General features: G+C 60.0%; 13 protein-coding genes. 8 read left to right on the top strand and 5 right to left on the bottom strand.

The window, feature by feature from the left end; translation table 11 throughout:
• Positions 1 to 5: 5 nt before the first annotated feature.
• From rlmF to IAI51_RS20090, 5 genes are all read right to left on the bottom strand, one after another.
• Entirely contained in the window at positions 6 to 1,025 is a 1,020-nt protein-coding gene (gene rlmF / locus IAI51_RS20110; RefSeq protein ID WP_187680040.1) for a 23S rRNA (adenine(1618)-N(6))-methyltransferase RlmF, read from the bottom strand.
• 132 nt (positions 1,026 to 1,157) lie between these two features.
• Positions 1,158 to 4,004: a valine--tRNA ligase gene (locus tag IAI51_RS20105; RefSeq protein WP_187680039.1), complete on the bottom strand. Its 2,847-nt coding sequence runs from the start codon at positions 4,002 to 4,004 to the stop codon at positions 1,158 to 1,160.
• A gap of 202 nt (positions 4,005 to 4,206) precedes the next feature.
• The gene (locus tag IAI51_RS20100; protein WP_187680038.1) at positions 4,207 to 4,602 is read right to left on the bottom strand and encodes a DNA polymerase III subunit chi; all 396 of its coding nucleotides are present in this window, start codon (positions 4,600 to 4,602) and stop codon (positions 4,207 to 4,209) included.
• 8 nt (positions 4,603 to 4,610) lie between these two features.
• On the bottom strand, positions 4,611 to 5,039 hold the full coding sequence (locus IAI51_RS20095; protein ID WP_187680037.1) for a DNA polymerase III subunit chi: 429 nt from the start codon (positions 5,037 to 5,039) through the stop codon (positions 4,611 to 4,613).
• Positions 5,040 to 5,099: 60 nt separating this feature from the next.
• Positions 5,100 to 6,590, bottom strand: a complete 1,491-nt coding sequence (locus IAI51_RS20090; protein ID WP_187680036.1) for a leucyl aminopeptidase — start codon at positions 6,588 to 6,590, stop codon at positions 5,100 to 5,102.
• Positions 6,591 to 7,166: 576 nt separating this feature from the next.
• Between IAI51_RS20090 and lptF the strand changes: the two genes are divergently transcribed.
• From lptF to pdxJ, 8 genes are all read left to right on the top strand, one after another.
• Positions 7,167 to 8,288, top strand: coding sequence for an LPS export ABC transporter permease LptF (gene lptF / locus IAI51_RS20085; RefSeq protein ID WP_187680035.1), 1,122 nt, complete (start codon positions 7,167 to 7,169; stop codon positions 8,286 to 8,288).
• Positions 8,281 to 9,342 (top strand): LPS export ABC transporter permease LptG, encoded by a 1,062-nt coding sequence (gene lptG / locus IAI51_RS20080; RefSeq protein WP_187680034.1) that lies wholly within the window; start codon positions 8,281 to 8,283, stop codon positions 9,340 to 9,342. The genes lptF and lptG overlap by 8 nt, the downstream gene beginning before the upstream one ends.
• Before the next feature lie 172 nt (positions 9,343 to 9,514).
• The gene (gene lepA, locus IAI51_RS20075) at positions 9,515 to 11,314 is read left to right on the top strand and encodes a translation elongation factor 4 (protein WP_187680033.1); all 1,800 of its coding nucleotides are present in this window, start codon (positions 9,515 to 9,517) and stop codon (positions 11,312 to 11,314) included.
• Positions 11,315 to 11,319: 5 nt separating this feature from the next.
• Complete coding sequence (gene lepB / locus IAI51_RS20070; RefSeq protein ID WP_187680032.1) at positions 11,320 to 12,174, top strand: signal peptidase I; 855 nt, start codon at positions 11,320 to 11,322, stop codon at positions 12,172 to 12,174.
• Positions 12,175 to 12,355: 181 nt separating this feature from the next.
• Positions 12,356 to 13,045: a ribonuclease III gene (gene rnc / locus IAI51_RS20065; protein WP_187680031.1), complete on the top strand. Its 690-nt coding sequence runs from the start codon at positions 12,356 to 12,358 to the stop codon at positions 13,043 to 13,045.
• Positions 13,038 to 13,940: a GTPase Era gene (era, locus tag IAI51_RS20060; RefSeq protein ID WP_064586098.1), complete on the top strand. Its 903-nt coding sequence runs from the start codon at positions 13,038 to 13,040 to the stop codon at positions 13,938 to 13,940. The genes rnc and era overlap by 8 nt, the downstream gene beginning before the upstream one ends.
• Positions 13,941 to 14,060: 120 nt before the next feature.
• Entirely contained in the window at positions 14,061 to 14,750 is a 690-nt protein-coding gene (gene recO, locus IAI51_RS20055; RefSeq protein WP_187680030.1) for a DNA repair protein RecO, read from the top strand.
• Between the two features lie 47 nt (positions 14,751 to 14,797).
• Positions 14,798 to 15,541: a pyridoxine 5'-phosphate synthase gene (gene pdxJ / locus IAI51_RS20050; protein WP_187680029.1), complete on the top strand. Its 744-nt coding sequence runs from the start codon at positions 14,798 to 14,800 to the stop codon at positions 15,539 to 15,541.
• Positions 15,542 to 15,637 lie beyond the last annotated feature (96 nt).

Below are 15,637 nucleotides of genomic sequence, written 5' to 3'. Positions count from 1 at the left end.
GTGTGTTAGCGAACCCAGCGCTCGCGACGCCAGATCTGCTGCTCGGACTTGGTCTGGAAGGTCCAGGCGACGAAGCGGCTTTGTTTCTGTCCCTGAGACATCTCAACCACCTGGCTTTCCAGCACGCCGGCCTTTTTCAGCGCGATCTCAATGGCGGGCAGGTTCGAGGCTTTAGACACCAGCGTGCTGAACCACAGCACCTTGTGCTGGAAGTTCGCGCTCTCGGCGATCAGTTGCGTCACGAAACGTGCTTCGCCGCCCTCGCACCACAGTTCGGCCGACTGGCCACCGAAGTTCAGCACCGGCAGTTTGCGTTTCGGGTCGGCGCGGCCCAGTGCGCGCCATTTGCGCTCGCTGCCCTTGGTCGCTTCATCCATCGAGGCGTGGAACGGCGGGTTGCACATGGTCAGGTCAAAGCGTTCGCCCGGCTCCAGCAAACCGATCAGGATGTGCTTGCGATTTTCTTGCTGGCGCAGCTGGATAACTTTGCTCAGATCGTTGGACTGAACGATGGCTCTGGCGGCAGCCACGGCGGTCGGGTCGATCTCCGAGCCGAGGAAGTGCCAGCGGTATTCGCTGTTGCCGATCAGCGGGTAAACGCAATTGGCGCCCATGCCGATGTCCAGCACGTTGACGATCGCGCCGCGTGGCACCTTGCCGTCGTTCATGCTGGCCAGCAGATCCGCGAGGAAGTGCACGTAATCGGCACGGCCCGGTACCGGCGGGCAGAGGTAGTCCGCCGGAATATCCCAATGTTGGATGCCATAGAACGCCTTGAGCAGCGCCCGGTTGAACACGCGCACCGCATCGGGACTGGCGAAGTCGATGCTTTCCTTGCCGTACGGGTTGGTGATCACAAACTTCGCCAGTTCTGGCGTGGTTTTGATCAGCGCCGGGAAGTCGTAGCGACCCTGATGGCGATTGCGCGGGTGCAGGCTGGCCTTTTCACGCGGCTCAACGGCTTTGGCCGGGGACGTGGAGTCAGGCTTCTTGCGCGCAGGTTTGGGTGTGCGGGGGGCGTTCATGGGCGTGGTCGATTCGGGTATGGCTGAAAGTGGCGGGTATTGTCCCACATTGGCGACGTATACGCCGGATGGTGTTTCAGGCACAAAAAAGGGAAGCCGTTGCGGGCCTCCCTTTTTCATTGCGGCTTGCCCTTACAGGCTGGAAATCCGCGCGTGCTGCTCGGCCAGTTTGCCCAGGGCCTGTTCAGCCTCGGCCAGTTTGGCGCGTTCCTTCTCGATGACTTCGGCCGGGGCCTTGTCAACGAAACCGGCGTTGAACAGCTTGCCGCCAACACGCTGGACTTCACCCTGCAGACGCAGAATTTCCTTGTCCAGACGCGCCAGTTCGGCGCCCTTGTCGATCAGGCCGGCCATCGGCACCAGCACTTCCATCTCGCCAACCAGCGCGGTGGCGGACAGCGGTGCTTCTTCGCCAGCAGCCAGAACGGTGATCGATTCCAGACGCGCCAGCTTCTTCAGCAGTGCTTCGTTCTCGGTCAGGCGACGCTGGTCTTCGGCGCTGACGTTCTTCAGGTAGATCGGCAGGGGCTTGCCCGGGCCAATGTTCATTTCGCCACGGATGTTACGCGTGCCGAGCATCAGCTCTTTGAGCCATTCGATGTCGTCTTCAGCCGCCGGATCGATGCGCTCTTCGTTGGCCACTGGCCACGCTTGCAGCATGATCGTCTTGCCCTGAATACCGGCCAGCGGCGCGATGCGCTGCCAGATTTCTTCAGTGATGAACGGCATGAACGGATGCGCCAGGCGCAGCGCCACTTCCAGTACGCGAACCAGCGTGCGGCGGGTGCCACGCTGACGCTCAACCGGGGCGTTTTCGTCCCACAGCACAGGCTTGGACAGCTCCAGGTACCAGTCGCAGTACTGGTTCCAGATGAACTCGTACAGCGCTTGCGCGGCGAGGTCGAAACGGAACTGATCCAGTTGACGGGTCACTTCGGCTTCGGTGCGTTGCAGCTGCGAGATGATCCAGCGATCCGCCAGCGACAGCTCGTAGGCTTCGCCGTTCTGGCCGCAGTCTTCGCCCTTGTCCAGAACATAACGCGCAGCGTTCCAGATCTTGTTGCAGAAGTTGCGATAGCCTTCGACGCGGCCCATATCGAACTTGATGTCGCGACCGGTGGACGCCAGCGAGCAGAAAGTGAAGCGCAGGGCGTCGGTACCGTAACTGGCGATGCCGTCGGCGAACTCGTCGCGGGTCTGCTTCTCGATCTTCTTCGCCAGTTTCGGCTGCATCATGCCGGAGGTGCGTTTTTGCACCAGTTCTTCCAGCTCGATGCCGTCGATGATGTCCAGCGGGTCAAGGACGTTGCCCTTGGACTTGGACATCTTCTGGCCCTGGCCATCACGTACCAGACCGTGCACATAAACAGTCTTGAACGGAACCTGCGGCGTGCCGTCCTCGTTCTTGATCAGGTGCATCGTCAGCATGATCATCCGGGCAACCCAGAAGAAGATAATGTCGAAACCGGTCACCAGCACGTCGGTGGAGTGGAATTTCTTCAGGAACTCGGTCTGCTCAGGCCAGCCGAGGGTGGAGAACGTCCACAGACCGGAACTGAACCACGTGTCGAGTACGTCGTTGTCCTGTTGCAGCGCAACGTCCGGGCCGAGGTTGTGCTTGGCACGTACTTCGGCTTCATCACGGCCGACATAGACCTTGCCCGACTCGTCGTACCAGGCCGGAATCCGGTGGCCCCACCACAGCTGACGGCTGATGCACCAATCCTGGATGTCGCGCATCCACGAGAAGTACATGTTTTCGTACTGTTTCGGCACGAACTGGATGCGGCCATCTTCAACGGCAGCAATCGCAGGCTCGGCCAACGGCTTGGTGGAGACGTACCATTGGTCGGTCAGCCACGGCTCGATGATGGTGCCGGAGCGATCGCCTTTCGGCACTTTCAGGTTGTGATCGTCGACGCTGACCAGCAGGCCGGCAGCGTCGAACGCAGCGACGATCTGCTTGCGCGCTTCGAAGCGCTCAAGGCCGGCGTACTCGGCCGGGATCTTGCCGTCGATGCTGTCGTTCAGCGTGCCGTCGAGGTTGAACACCTGGGCGGCTGGCAGCACGTTGGCGTTCTTGTCAAAGATGTTCAGCAGCGGCAGGTTGTGGCGCTTGCCGACTTCGTAGTCGTTGAAATCGTGGGCCGGGGTGATTTTCACGCAACCGGTGCCGAATTCAGGATCGCAGTAATCGTCGGCGATGATCGGGATGCGACGGCCAACCAGTGGCAGTTCGACAAACTTGCCGATCAGGGCTTTGTAGCGCTCGTCGTTCGGGTTAACGGCCACGGCGGAATCGCCGAGCATGGTTTCCGGACGGGTGGTCGCGACGATCAGGAAATCGTTGCCTTCGGCGGTTTTCGCGCCGTCAGCCAGCGGGTACTTCAGGTTCCACAGGAAACCCTTCTCGTCGTGGTTTTCCACTTCGAGGTCGGAAATCGCCGTGTGCAGCTTGGTGTCCCAGTTGACCAGACGCTTGCCGCGATAGATCAGGCCGTCCTCGTGCAGACGCACGAAGGCTTCTTTAACGGCTTCCGAGAGGCCGTCGTCCATGGTGAAGCGCTCGCGGCTCCAGTCCACGGACGAGCCGAGGCGGCGGATCTGACGGCTGATGTTGCCACCGGACTGATCTTTCCATTCCCAGACTTTTTCGAGGAATTTTTCGCGGCCCAGATCGTGGCGGTTCTGGCCCTGGGCTTCCAGTTGACGCTCCACCAGCATCTGCGTAGCGATACCGGCGTGGTCGGTACCTGGCTGCCACAGGGTGTTGCGACCCTGCATGCGGCGGAAACGGATCAGGGCGTCCATGATCGCGTTGTTGAAACCGTGACCCATGTGCAGGCTGCCGGTGACGTTCGGCGGCGGGATCATGATGGTGTAGGAATCGCCCGCGCCTTGCGGTGCGAAATAGTTCTCGGACTCCCAGGTGTTGTACCAGGAAGTTTCAATGGCGTGCGGCTGGTAGGTCTTATCCATGCGCGGCGGGACCCTATTGGCATTTATTCAGGAAAAGCCGGGAAGTATAGCGGGGCATGGGGCCGAGGGCGAGCGGGGGAAGGGCGGGTGGACGCAAGCTTTCTGTAGGAGCTGCCGAAGGCTGCGATCTTTTGACTTTGTTTTTTAAGGTCAAGATCAAAAGATCGCAGCCTGCGGCAGCTCCTGCAGGGGATCGTGGGGGTTATTCGTACTGGCTGAGCAACCGTTCCATCCGCGCATCGAGGCGGCGTTTGATTTCAGTTTCGATGTGCGGCGCGAAGTCGTCGATCACGTCTTGCATGATCAATTGCGCGGCGGCGCGCAGTTCGCTGTCCAGGTGCAGCAGGGCGTCCGGGCCTTTATCGACGGTCGCAGCAGGTTGCGCGGCAGGCGTCGGGGGCGGAGCCGGTGGCGGCTCGACGGCGGGCGCCTCGGCGCCGACCGAATCGAACAACATCGGAATCTGTTCCTGTTCACCGTCATCGACCGTGTCGGTCAGCAGTGGCGGTTGCAGGTTGTCATCGCCGAGCAACTGGCGGATCGATTCGAGATCGTCCAGCAGGTGTGCGGACTTTTGCTGCGGTTTCGGAGTGTCCATTGGAGTGCTCAGAGTCGCTGTAAACGGTGATCTTGCAGAGGATAGCCCTGTTCGCGGTAGAAACGGAAACTCTCCCGCGCAGCCGCGCGAATGGTCGGATCTTCCACCACCACTTCCGCCACGCGGGCGAATTTGTTGGCGAAGGCCGGGACTTTCAGGTCGAGATTGACCAGTAAATCCTGATGCTGACCGCAGTCATCGCCCACCCCCAACACAATCAACCCCTCGGGTTCACTGTCGGCGGGGCCGTGGGGCACGAAGCTTTCGCCCTTGAACGCCCACAGCCGAGCATCGAGATCTTCGCGCTGAGCGGCATCGCTGCAATGCAGGTAGATGCGGTGGCCCATGCGCCAGGCTTTCTCGGTGAGCTTGCAGGCAAAGTCCAGGCGTGCCGAGGGATCGGCGCTGGGCAGGATATAGAAGTCGACTTTGGTCATTGCGGTTCCTGAGCTGAAAGCGGCGCCTCAAAAAAGAAGCGCCGCCCGCAGTCATCGGTTTCAGGCTTTGGCGCGATCCAGCAGGTACTGGGTCAGCAGTGGCACCGGACGGCCAGTGGCGCCCTTGTCCTTGCCGCCGCTGGTCCACGCGGTGCCCGCGATGTCCAGGTGCGCCCAGTTGAGGTTCTTGGTGAAGCGCGACAGGAAGCATGCGGCGGTGATGGTGCCGGCCTTCGGCCCGCCAATGTTGGCGATATCGGCGAACGGGCTGTCCAGCTGTTCCTGGTACTCATCGAACAGCGGCAGTTGCCAGGCGCGGTCATCAGCAGCCTTGCCGGCGCTGAGCAGTTGGCCGATCAGTTCGTCGTTGTTGCCCAGCAGGCCCGAGGTGTGGGCACCCAGTGCTACGACGCAAGCGCCGGTCAGGGTGGCGATGTCGATCACCGCTTGTGGCTTGAAGCGCTCGGAGTAGGTCAGGGCATCGCACAGCACCAGACGGCCTTCGGCGTCGGTGTTGAGGATTTCCACAGTCTGGCCACTCATGGTGGTGACGATGTCGCCCGGACGGGTCGCATTGCCGCTCGGCATGTTTTCTGCGCAGGCGAGGATGCACACCAGATTGATCGGCAGCTTCAGTTCGAGGACCGCACGCAGGGTGCCGAACACACTGGCAGCGCCGCCCATGTCGTACTTCATTTCGTCCATGCCGGCGCCCGGCTTCAGGCTGATGCCGCCCGTGTCGAAGGTGATGCCTTTACCAACCAGTGCGTATGGCTTCTCGGATTTCTTGCCACCGTTGTATTGCATGACGATCAGGCGCGGCGGTTGTTCGCTGCCTTGGCCAACGGCATAGAACGAGCCCATGCCCAGCGACTTGATCTTCTTCTCGTCGAGCACTTCGACTTTCAGATCCTTGAACTCTTTGCCGAGGTTCTTGGCTTGTTCGCCAAGGAAAGTCGGGTGGCAGATGTTCGGCGGCAGGTTGCCCAGATCACGGGTGAAGGCCATGCCATTGGCAATCGCGGTAGCGTGATTCACGGCGCGCTGAACTTCGGCTTGTGCAGCCTTGATGGTCAGCAGGGTGATTTTCTTCAGGGCGCGCGGTTCGGCCTTCTGGCTCTTGAACTGGTCGAAGGTGTATTCGCCGTCCACCAGGGTTTCTGCCAGCAGGCGGGTCTTGCCGTAACTGTCGCGGCCCTTGACGATGACTTCATCCAGTGCCAGCACGGCATCGCTGCCGCCCAGGCCTTTGAGGGTGTTCAGGATGCCGGCAACGATTTTGCGGAACGGACGGTCGCCCAGTTCCTCGTCCTTGCCTACGCCGACCAGCAGCACGCGCTCGGCTTTGAGGTTTGGCAGGCTGTGCAGCAGCAGGCTTTGACCAACCTTGCCGGCCAGATCGCCACGCTTGAGTACGGCGCTGATCGCGCCACCGCTCAGCTCGTCGACCTGTTTGGCGGCGACACCGAGTTTGCGGCCTTCGCCGACGGCAACCACCAGGGTGGCGGTTTTCAACGTTTCTGGGCTAACGCTTTTTACAACCAGTTCCATGTCCGGATCCCTGAATGAATGGTCAACACGCAGGCGTTCGACGGTGTCCGCAGTCGCCTGCTTATAGATAGAAGAGGCGCAGGCCAAAGCCTGCGACAAGGGCCGCAGTTTGAACCTCGCTCCCCGCGCCTGACAACCCTAGGGAGCATTCTCAATTAGTTTTCACACAGCGTTGTCGCCTTAAAGCCAGCCAGGCAAGGCGCAGGCCGCTGGGAATGGTTGTTCCCTTTCCAAGGCCTGCAACGCAGACTGGCCGGCTTTAAGGCACAACCCGAAGGGCCGGGCCTGCTGTTGTGCAGGGCTGCGTTGCTCGAAGCTTATTTGGAATGACCAAACCACGCTTCTCGCGCCTTGCCCTGCACAACAGCAGACCCGGCGCGGTGTGAAAACTAATTGAGAACGCCCCCTAGGTTGTACGATCTTCAACGGATTGCGTGCGAGGATGAGTGTGCGCAGTGACAGGCGCCCTCAATCACAGGATAATGCCGCATCTTTTTTCGACGGCTCTGCGTTGCGGGCCGGTCGATGTGTTTGCTTGTTTGGCCGCCTTAGCCTGACAACCCTGGAGTGTCTGGTTTGATCGTCTTCCGTTATCTGTCCCGCGAAGTCCTGTTGACCCTCAGCGCCGTGAGTGCGGTGTTGCTGGTCATCATCATGAGCGGTCGCTTCATCAAATACCTCGCTCAGGCCGCTGCCGGCCAGCTCGATCCGGGTTCGCTGTTCCTGATCATGGGCTTTCGTCTGCCGGGCTTCCTGCAGCTGATTCTGCCGCTGGGTCTGTTCCTCGGGATCCTGCTGGCCTACGGTCGCCTGTACCTGGAAAGCGAAATGACCGTGCTCTCGGCCACCGGCATGAGTCAGCAGAAGCTGTTTCGCATGACCCTGTTTCCGGCAACGCTGGTGGCACTGGTCGTGGCATGGCTGAGCCTGGGCCTGGCCCCGCAGGGTGCCAATCAGTTCCAGTTGCTGCTGAACAAGCAAGACGCCCTGACCGAGTTCGATACCCTCGAACCGGGTCGCTTCCAGGCCCTGCGTGACGGCACCCGAGTGACCTACACCGAAACGTTGAGCGACGATCGCGTCAACCTGGGCGGCGTGTTCATCTCGCAGAAGAACCTCGGCGCCGATCAGAAGGATCGCGGGATTTCCGTGCTTGTGGCCGAAAAGGGCCGTCAGGAAGTCCGCCCCGACGGCAATCGCTACCTGATTCTCGACAATGGTTATCGCTATGACGGCAGTCCGGGTCAGGCTGATTACCGCGCCATTCACTACGAAAACTATGGTGTGCTGCTGCCCAAGCCGGACGTCAGCGAAGAAGTCACCGATCGTGACGCCATGCCGACTTCGTCTCTGCTGGGCAGTGACGACATCCGCTCCAAAACCGAACTGCAATGGCGTATTTCCCTGCCGTTGCTGGTGTTCATCGTGACCCTGATGGCGGTACCGCTGTCGCGAGTCAACCCGCGTCAAGGGCGTTTCCTCAAGCTGCTGCCGGCGATTCTTCTTTATATGGCTTACCTGACCATCCTGATTGCCGCCCGCGGCGCCCTTGAAAAAGGCAAGATTCCACCGGCGCTCGGCTTGTGGTGGGTGCATGCGATCTTCCTGGTCATCGGCCTCGGCCTGCTGTATTGGGAGCCGCTGCGTCTGAAGATGGCCAGCCGTCGCGCTGCTGCGCTGGAGGTGGCCCGTGGTTAAACTCGACCGCTACATCGGCAGCAGCGTGTTCATGGCAATCATTGCCGTGCTGGCAATCATTCTCGGTCTGGCGACCCTGTTCGCCTTTATCGATGAGATGGGTGACGTCAGCGAAACCTACACATTGGTAGACGTGCTGAGTTTCGTCCTGCTGACCGCGCCGCGCCGGCTCTACGAAATGTTGCCGATGGCCGCGTTGATTGGCTGCCTGATCGGCCTGGGCAGTCTGGCCAGCAGCAGCGAACTGACCGTCATGCGCGCCGCTGGCGTGTCGATCGGCCGGATCGTCTGGGCGGTGATGAAGCCGATGCTGGTGCTGATGCTCGCAGGGGTGCTGATTGGCGAATACGTCGCCCCGGCCACCGAAAGCATGGCCCAGGCCAATCGCTCGCTGGCCCAGGGCAGCGGCGACGCGCAAAGCGCCAAGCACGGTATGTGGCACCGTCAGGGTGAAGAATTCATCCACATCAACGCCGTGCAACCCAACGGCCTGTTGTATGGCGTGACTCGCTATCACTTCGACAAGGAGCGCCATCTGCTGAGCTCCAGCTTCGCCAAGAAGGCCGAGTTCGATGGCACTCAATGGCAGCTCACCGACGTGGCCACCACTTTGTTCCATGAGCGCAGCACCGAAGTCGTTAACACGCCGAGCGAGCGTTGGGACGTGGCCTTGAGCCCGCAACTGCTGAGCACTGTGGTGATGGCCCCGGAATCGCTGTCGATCAGCGGACTTTGGGGCTACATCCACTATCTGTCGGAGCAGGGCCTGAGCAACGGCCGTTACTGGCTGGCATTTTGGGTCAAGGTGTTGCAGCCGTTAGTCACTGCTGCACTGGTGTTGATGGCGATTTCCTTCATCTTCGGCCCGCTGCGTTCGGTAACCCTCGGCCAGCGTGTGTTCACCGGTGTGCTGGTCGGCTTCACCTTCCGCATCGTCCAGGATTTGCTCGGTCCGTCGAGCCTGGTGTTCGGTTTCTCGCCGCTGTTTGCGGTGCTGGTGCCGGCCGGTGTCTGCGCGCTGGCAGGTGTCTGGCTGCTTAGACGAGCCGGTTGATGAACAAGCTTTCATCCTCTGCTTAGCCCCGGAAACGCCTCGATCAACCGATCGGGGCGTTTTTGCATGCAATCCGGGTGACAGGCGAACGTGACGCTTGCGCCGTGTATCAGGTACAATTCCCGGCTATTTTTCGGCGGGCCATGCCTGCAGCCTTTTTGAGTGTTGATCCGTGAGTGATTTGAGTCATATCCGCAATTTCTCCATCATCGCCCACATTGACCATGGCAAGTCGACGCTGGCCGATCGCTTCATCCAGATGTGCGGCGGCCTGGCCGAGCGTGAAATGGAAGCCCAGGTACTGGATTCCATGGATCTTGAGCGTGAGCGCGGGATCACCATCAAGGCCCACAGCGTTACCCTTTATTACAAAGCCAAAGATGGCGTCACCTACCAGCTGAACTTCATTGACACCCCGGGCCACGTAGACTTCACCTATGAAGTCAGCCGTTCCCTGGCTGCGTGCGAAGGTGCCTTGCTGGTGGTCGATGCCGGTCAGGGCGTCGAAGCCCAGTCCGTGGCCAACTGCTACACCGCGATTGAGCAGGGCCTTGAGGTCATGCCGGTCCTGAACAAGATCGACCTGCCACAGGCTGATCCTGATCGCGTCAAAGACGAAATCGAAAAGATCATCGGCATCGACGCCACTGACGCCGTCACCTGCAGCGCCAAGACCGGCCTGGGTGTCGACGAAGTGCTTGAGCGTCTGGTGCACACCATTCCTGCGCCAACCGGCAATATCGAAGATCCGCTGCAAGCGTTGATCATCGACTCATGGTTCGACAACTACCTGGGCGTTGTCTCCCTGGTGCGCGTGCGTCACGGCCGCGTGAAGAAGGGTGACAAGATCCTGGTGAAATCCACCGGCAAGATCCATCTGGTCGACAGCGTCGGTGTTTTCAATCCGAAACACACCGCCACCGTAGACCTCAAGGCCGGCGAAGTGGGCTTCATCATCGCCAGCATCAAGGACATTCACGGTGCGCCGGTCGGTGACACCCTGACCCTGAGCTCGACCCCGGATGTTCCGGTACTGCCGGGCTTCAAGCGCATTCAGCCACAGGTTTACGCCGGTCTGTTCCCGGTCAGCTCCGACGACTTCGAAGATTTCCGCGAAGCGCTGCAGAAGCTGACCCTGAACGACTCGTCGCTGCAGTACACCCCGGAAAGTTCCGACGCCTTGGGCTTCGGCTTCCGTTGCGGCTTCCTCGGCATGCTGCACATGGAAATCATCCAGGAGCGCCTCGAGCGCGAATACGACCTGGACCTGATCACCACGGCGCCGACGGTAATCTTCGAACTGGTGCTGAAAACCGGTGAAACGATTTACGTCGATAACCCGTCCAAGCTTCCGGATGTCTCGGCCGTCGAAGACATGCGCGAGCCGATTGTGCGCGCCAATATCCTGGTGCCGCAAGAACACTTGGGCAACGTCATCACCCTGTGCATCGAGAAACGCGGCGTTCAAGTCGACATGCTGTTCCTCGGCAATCAGGTGCAAGTCACTTACGACTTGCCGATGAACGAAGTGGTTCTGGACTTCTTCGACCGTCTCAAATCCACCAGCCGCGGCTATGCTTCGCTGGATTACCATTTCGATCGTTATCAATCGGCTAATCTGGTGAAACTGGACGTGCTGATCAACGGCGACAAGGTCGATGCTCTGGCGTTGATCGTGCATCGTGATAACTCGCACTTCAAAGGTCGCCAGTTGACCGAGAAGATGAAAGAACTGATTCCTCGTCAGATGTTCGACGTGGCCATCCAGGCCGCCATTGGCGGTCAGATTGTCGCCCGGACAACCGTCAAGGCTCTCAGAAAGAACGTATTGGCCAAATGCTACGGTGGTGACGTCAGCCGTAAGAAGAAACTGCTCGAGAAGCAAAAGGCCGGTAAGAAACGCATGAAGCAGGTCGGCAACGTGGAAATTCCACAAGAAGCCTTTCTTGCAGTGCTCAGGTTGGATAGTTAGGTCCTATGTCGCTAAATTTCCCGCTGTTGCTGGTCATCGCCGTGTTCGTCTGCGGCCTGTTGGCGTTGCTCGATCTGCTGATTCTGGCGCCCCGCCGGCGTGCTGCCATTGCCTCTTATCAAGGCAGTGTCAGCCAGCCCGACGTCGTGGTGGTCGAGAAGCTGAACAAAGAGCCGCTGCTGGTCGAATACGGCAAGTCGTTCTTCCCGGTGTTGTTCATCGTGTTGGTGCTGCGTTCGTTCCTGGTGGAGCCGTTCCAGATTCCGTCCGGCTCGATGAAACCGACCCTGGACGTCGGCGACTTCATTCTGGTGAACAAGTTTTCTTACGGGATCCGCCTGCCGGTGATCGACAAGAAAATCATCGAAGTCGGTGATCCGCAGCGCGGCGATGTGATGGTCTTCCGCTACCCGAGCGACCCGAACGTCAACTACATCAAGCGTGTGGTCGGTCTGCCGGGCGACACGGTGCGTTACACCGCTGACAAGCGTCTGTTCGTCAACGGTGAGTCGATTGCCGAGCAAATGGTCGGTTCCGAGCCGGGCACGCTGGGCAGCGCAGAGCTCTACAAGGAAAAACTCGGCGCTGCCGAGCACCTGATCCGCAAGGAAATGAGCCGTTACCGCGCCACGCCGGACCATACCTGGACCGTGCCGGCCGGGCACTTCTTCATGATGGGCGACAACCGCGACAACTCGAACGACAGTCGCTACTGGGATGATCCCAACATTCCCAAGGATCTGCTGGGCATGGTTCCCGACCGGAATATCGTCGGCAAGGCCTTCGCGGTCTGGATGAGCTGGCCGGAACCGAAACTCAGCCACCTGCCGAATTTCTCGCGGGTTGGCCTGATCAAGTAATCACCACGGCGCTGTTGAACACAGCGCCGAATGCATTTCTGGAGTCGCTACAATCGACTCCAGGGCATGAAGCCACGATATTCAGGACGTAATTTTTGAACACAGCGTTAATTGTCCCAGGCCTGCGCCGTATCCCGGCGATGGCGGTGGAATCCAGCTTTGATCTCAGCGTGGGTAAACCGTGAGCGCCTCTTTAAGCCGTCTCGAGCGTCAGCTCGGTTACACCTTCAAGGATCAGGAACTCATGGTCCTGGCCCTCACGCACCGCAGTTTTGCCGGGCGCAACAACGAACGCCTGGAATTTCTCGGCGATGCCATCCTCAACTTCGTCGCTGGCGAGGCGTTGTTCGATCGCTTCCCGCTGGCTCGCGAAGGCCAGTTGTCGCGTTTGCGCGCACGCCTGGTGAAAGGTGAGACCCTGGCCGTACTGGCGCGTGGTTTCGACCTGGGTGATTACCTGCGTCTGGGTTCCGGTGAACTGAAAAGCGGCGGTTTCCGTCGCGAATCGATTCTGGCCGATGCCCTTGAGGCGTTGATCGGTGCGATCTACCTCGACGCGGGCATGGACATGGCCCGCGAGCGCGTCCTGGCCTGGCTGGCCGGCGAGTTCGAAGGCCTGACGCTGGTGGACACCAACAAGGATCCCAAGACCCGTCTGCAGGAACATCTGCAATCGCGCGGTTGCGAGTTGCCTCGTTACGAGGTGGTAGATATCCAGGGCGAGCCGCACTGCCGAACCTTCTTCGTCGAGTGCGAAGTTGTCTTACTGAATGAAAAAAGCCGAGGTCAGGGTGTGAGTCGTCGTATTGCCGAACAGGTAGCGGCCGCCGCAGCACTGATTGCCCTGGGCGTGGAGAATGGCAATGACTGATACAAACGCAACTCGCTGTGGCTACGTTGCCATCGTCGGCCGTCCCAACGTGGGCAAGTCCACGCTGCTGAACCATATCCTTGGCCAGAAACTGGCGATCACCTCGCGCAAGCCGCAGACCACCCGTCACAACATGCTCGGGATCAAGACCGAGGGTGACGTGCAGGCGATCTATGTCGACACCCCCGGCATGCACAAGGGTGGCGAAAAGGCTCTCAACCGTTACATGAACAAGACCGCTTCGGCGGCGTTGAAAGATGTCGACGTGGTGATCTTCGTGGTCGATCGCACCAAGTGGACCGAAGAAGACCAGATGGTGCTGGAGCGCGTGCAGTACGTGACCGGCCCGCTGATCGTCGCGCTGAACAAGACCGACCGCATCGAAGACAAAGCCGAATTGATGCCGCACCTGAGCTGGTTGCAGGAACAGCTGCCGAACGCGCAGATCATCCCTATCTCCGCGCAGCACGGGCACAACCTTGAGGCGCTGGAAAAGGTGATTGCCGATCACCTGCCGGAAAACGATCACTTCTTCCCGGAAGACCAGATCACCGACCGCAGCAGCCGTTTCCTCGCCGCTGAACTGGTGCGCGAAAAAATCATGCGCCAGATGGGCGCCGAGCTGCCGTACCAGATCACCGTCGAGATCGAAGAGTTCAAGCAGCAGGGCAAAACCCTGCATATCCATGCGCTGATTCTCGTCGAACGTGATGGCCAGAAGAAGATCATCATTGGCGACAAGGGCGAGCGCATCAAACGCATCGGCACCGAAGCGCGCAAGGACATGGAGTTGCTGTTTGACTCCAAGATCATGCTCAACCTGTGGGTCAAGGTGAAGGGCGGTTGGTCCGACGACGAGCGTGCGCTGCGTTCGCTGGGTTACGGCGACCTGTAAGCGGCTCAAAAGATCAAAAGATCGCAGCCTTCGGCAGCTCCTACAGTGGATTGTGTAAACCTGTAGGAGCTGCCGAAGGCTGCGATCTTTTTTGCAATCTCCGACCGAGAAAAAGCGCTCATGTCGCAAAGCCCACCTCCCGCCCAACCCGCCTACGTCCTGCACTCTCGCGCCTACCGCGAAACCAGCGCGTTGGTGGACTTCCTCACGCCGCAAGGTCGGCTGCGGGCGGTGTTGCGCAGTGCGCGGGGCAAGGCCGGAACGTTGGCGCGGCCATTCGTGCCGCTGGAAGTCGAGTTTCGCGGCAAGGGCGAGTTGAAGAATGTCGGGCGCATGGAAAGTGCCGGTAACGCGACGTGGATGGTCGGCGAGGCGTTGTTCAGTGGTCTCTACCTCAATGAGCTGTTGATCCGTTTGCTACCCGCCGAAGATCCGCATCCGGCGGTGTTCGATCACTACGCCGCGACCTTGCTGGCCCTGGCCGAAGGTCGGCCGCTGGAGCCCTTGTTGCGCTCCTTCGAATGGCGCCTGCTGGATGATCTCGGTTATGGCTTTTCCATGAACACCGATATCCACGGCGAAGCGGTGGCACCGGACGGTCTCTATCGTCTGCAAGTGGACGCTGGCCTTGAGCGCGTTTACCTGCTGCAACCTGGCCTGTTCAACGGTGTTGAATTGTTGGCCATGGCCGAAGCCGACTGGTCAGCCCCCGGCGCACTCTCAGCCGCCAAACGTCTGATGCGTCAAGCCTTGGCTGTTCACCTGGGCGGTCGTCCGCTTGTCAGTCGCGAACTGTTTCGCAAGCCCTGATCACCCCGTATGCTGTGCGCCGAATCTCTAAATTCAGGAGCGCATCCGTGACCACCAGCAATCGCATTCTTCTTGGCGTGAACATCGACCACGTCGCCACCCTGCGTCAGGCCCGTGGCACGCGCTACCCGGATCCGGTCAAGGCGGCGCTGGACGCGGAAGAGGCGGGCGCCGACGGCATCACCGTGCACTTGCGTGAAGACCGCCGCCACATTCAGGAGCGCGACGTGCTCTTGCTCAAGGATGTGCTGCAAACCCGCATGAACTTCGAAATGGGCGTCACCGAAGAAATGATGGCGTTCGCCGAGCTCATCCGTCCGGCGCACATCTGCCTGGTCCCGGAAACCCGTCAGGAACTGACCACCGAAGGCGGTCTGGATGTCGCGGGGCAGGAAGCGCGGATCAAGGCTGCGGTCGAGCGTCTGTCGAAGATCGGCAGCGAAGTGTCGCTGTTCATCGATGCCGACGAGCGCCAGATTGCTGCCTCGAAGCGTGTTGGTGCGCCGGCCATCGAACTGCACACCGGGCGTTATGCCGACGCCGAGACCCCGACCGAAGTCGCTGAAGAATTGAAGCGTGTGGCGGACGGTGTAGCGTTTGGTCTGGCTCAGGGCCTGATCGTCAACGCCGGCCATGGCCTGCACTACCACAACGTCGAAGCCGTCGCGGCGATCAAGGGCATCAACGAACTGAACATCGGTCATGCGCTGGTGGCGCATGCGTTGTTCGTTGGCTTCAAGTCTGCGGTGTCCGAGATGAAAGCGCTGATTCTGGCAGCTGCCAAGGCCTAAGCATCAACAAAAAAACCCTGTAGGAGTGAGCCTGCTCGAGATAGCGGTGTATCAGACAACATTAAATTGGCTGACATACCGCTATCGCGAGCAGGC

Source organism: Pseudomonas sp. N40(2020) (genome assembly GCF_014472415.1).
In the GTDB taxonomy this organism is placed as follows: Bacteria; Pseudomonadota; Gammaproteobacteria; order Pseudomonadales; family Pseudomonadaceae; genus Aquipseudomonas.
Note: the sequence above shows the minus strand (reverse complement) of the source record. Positions and strands in the feature narration are given on the sequence as shown.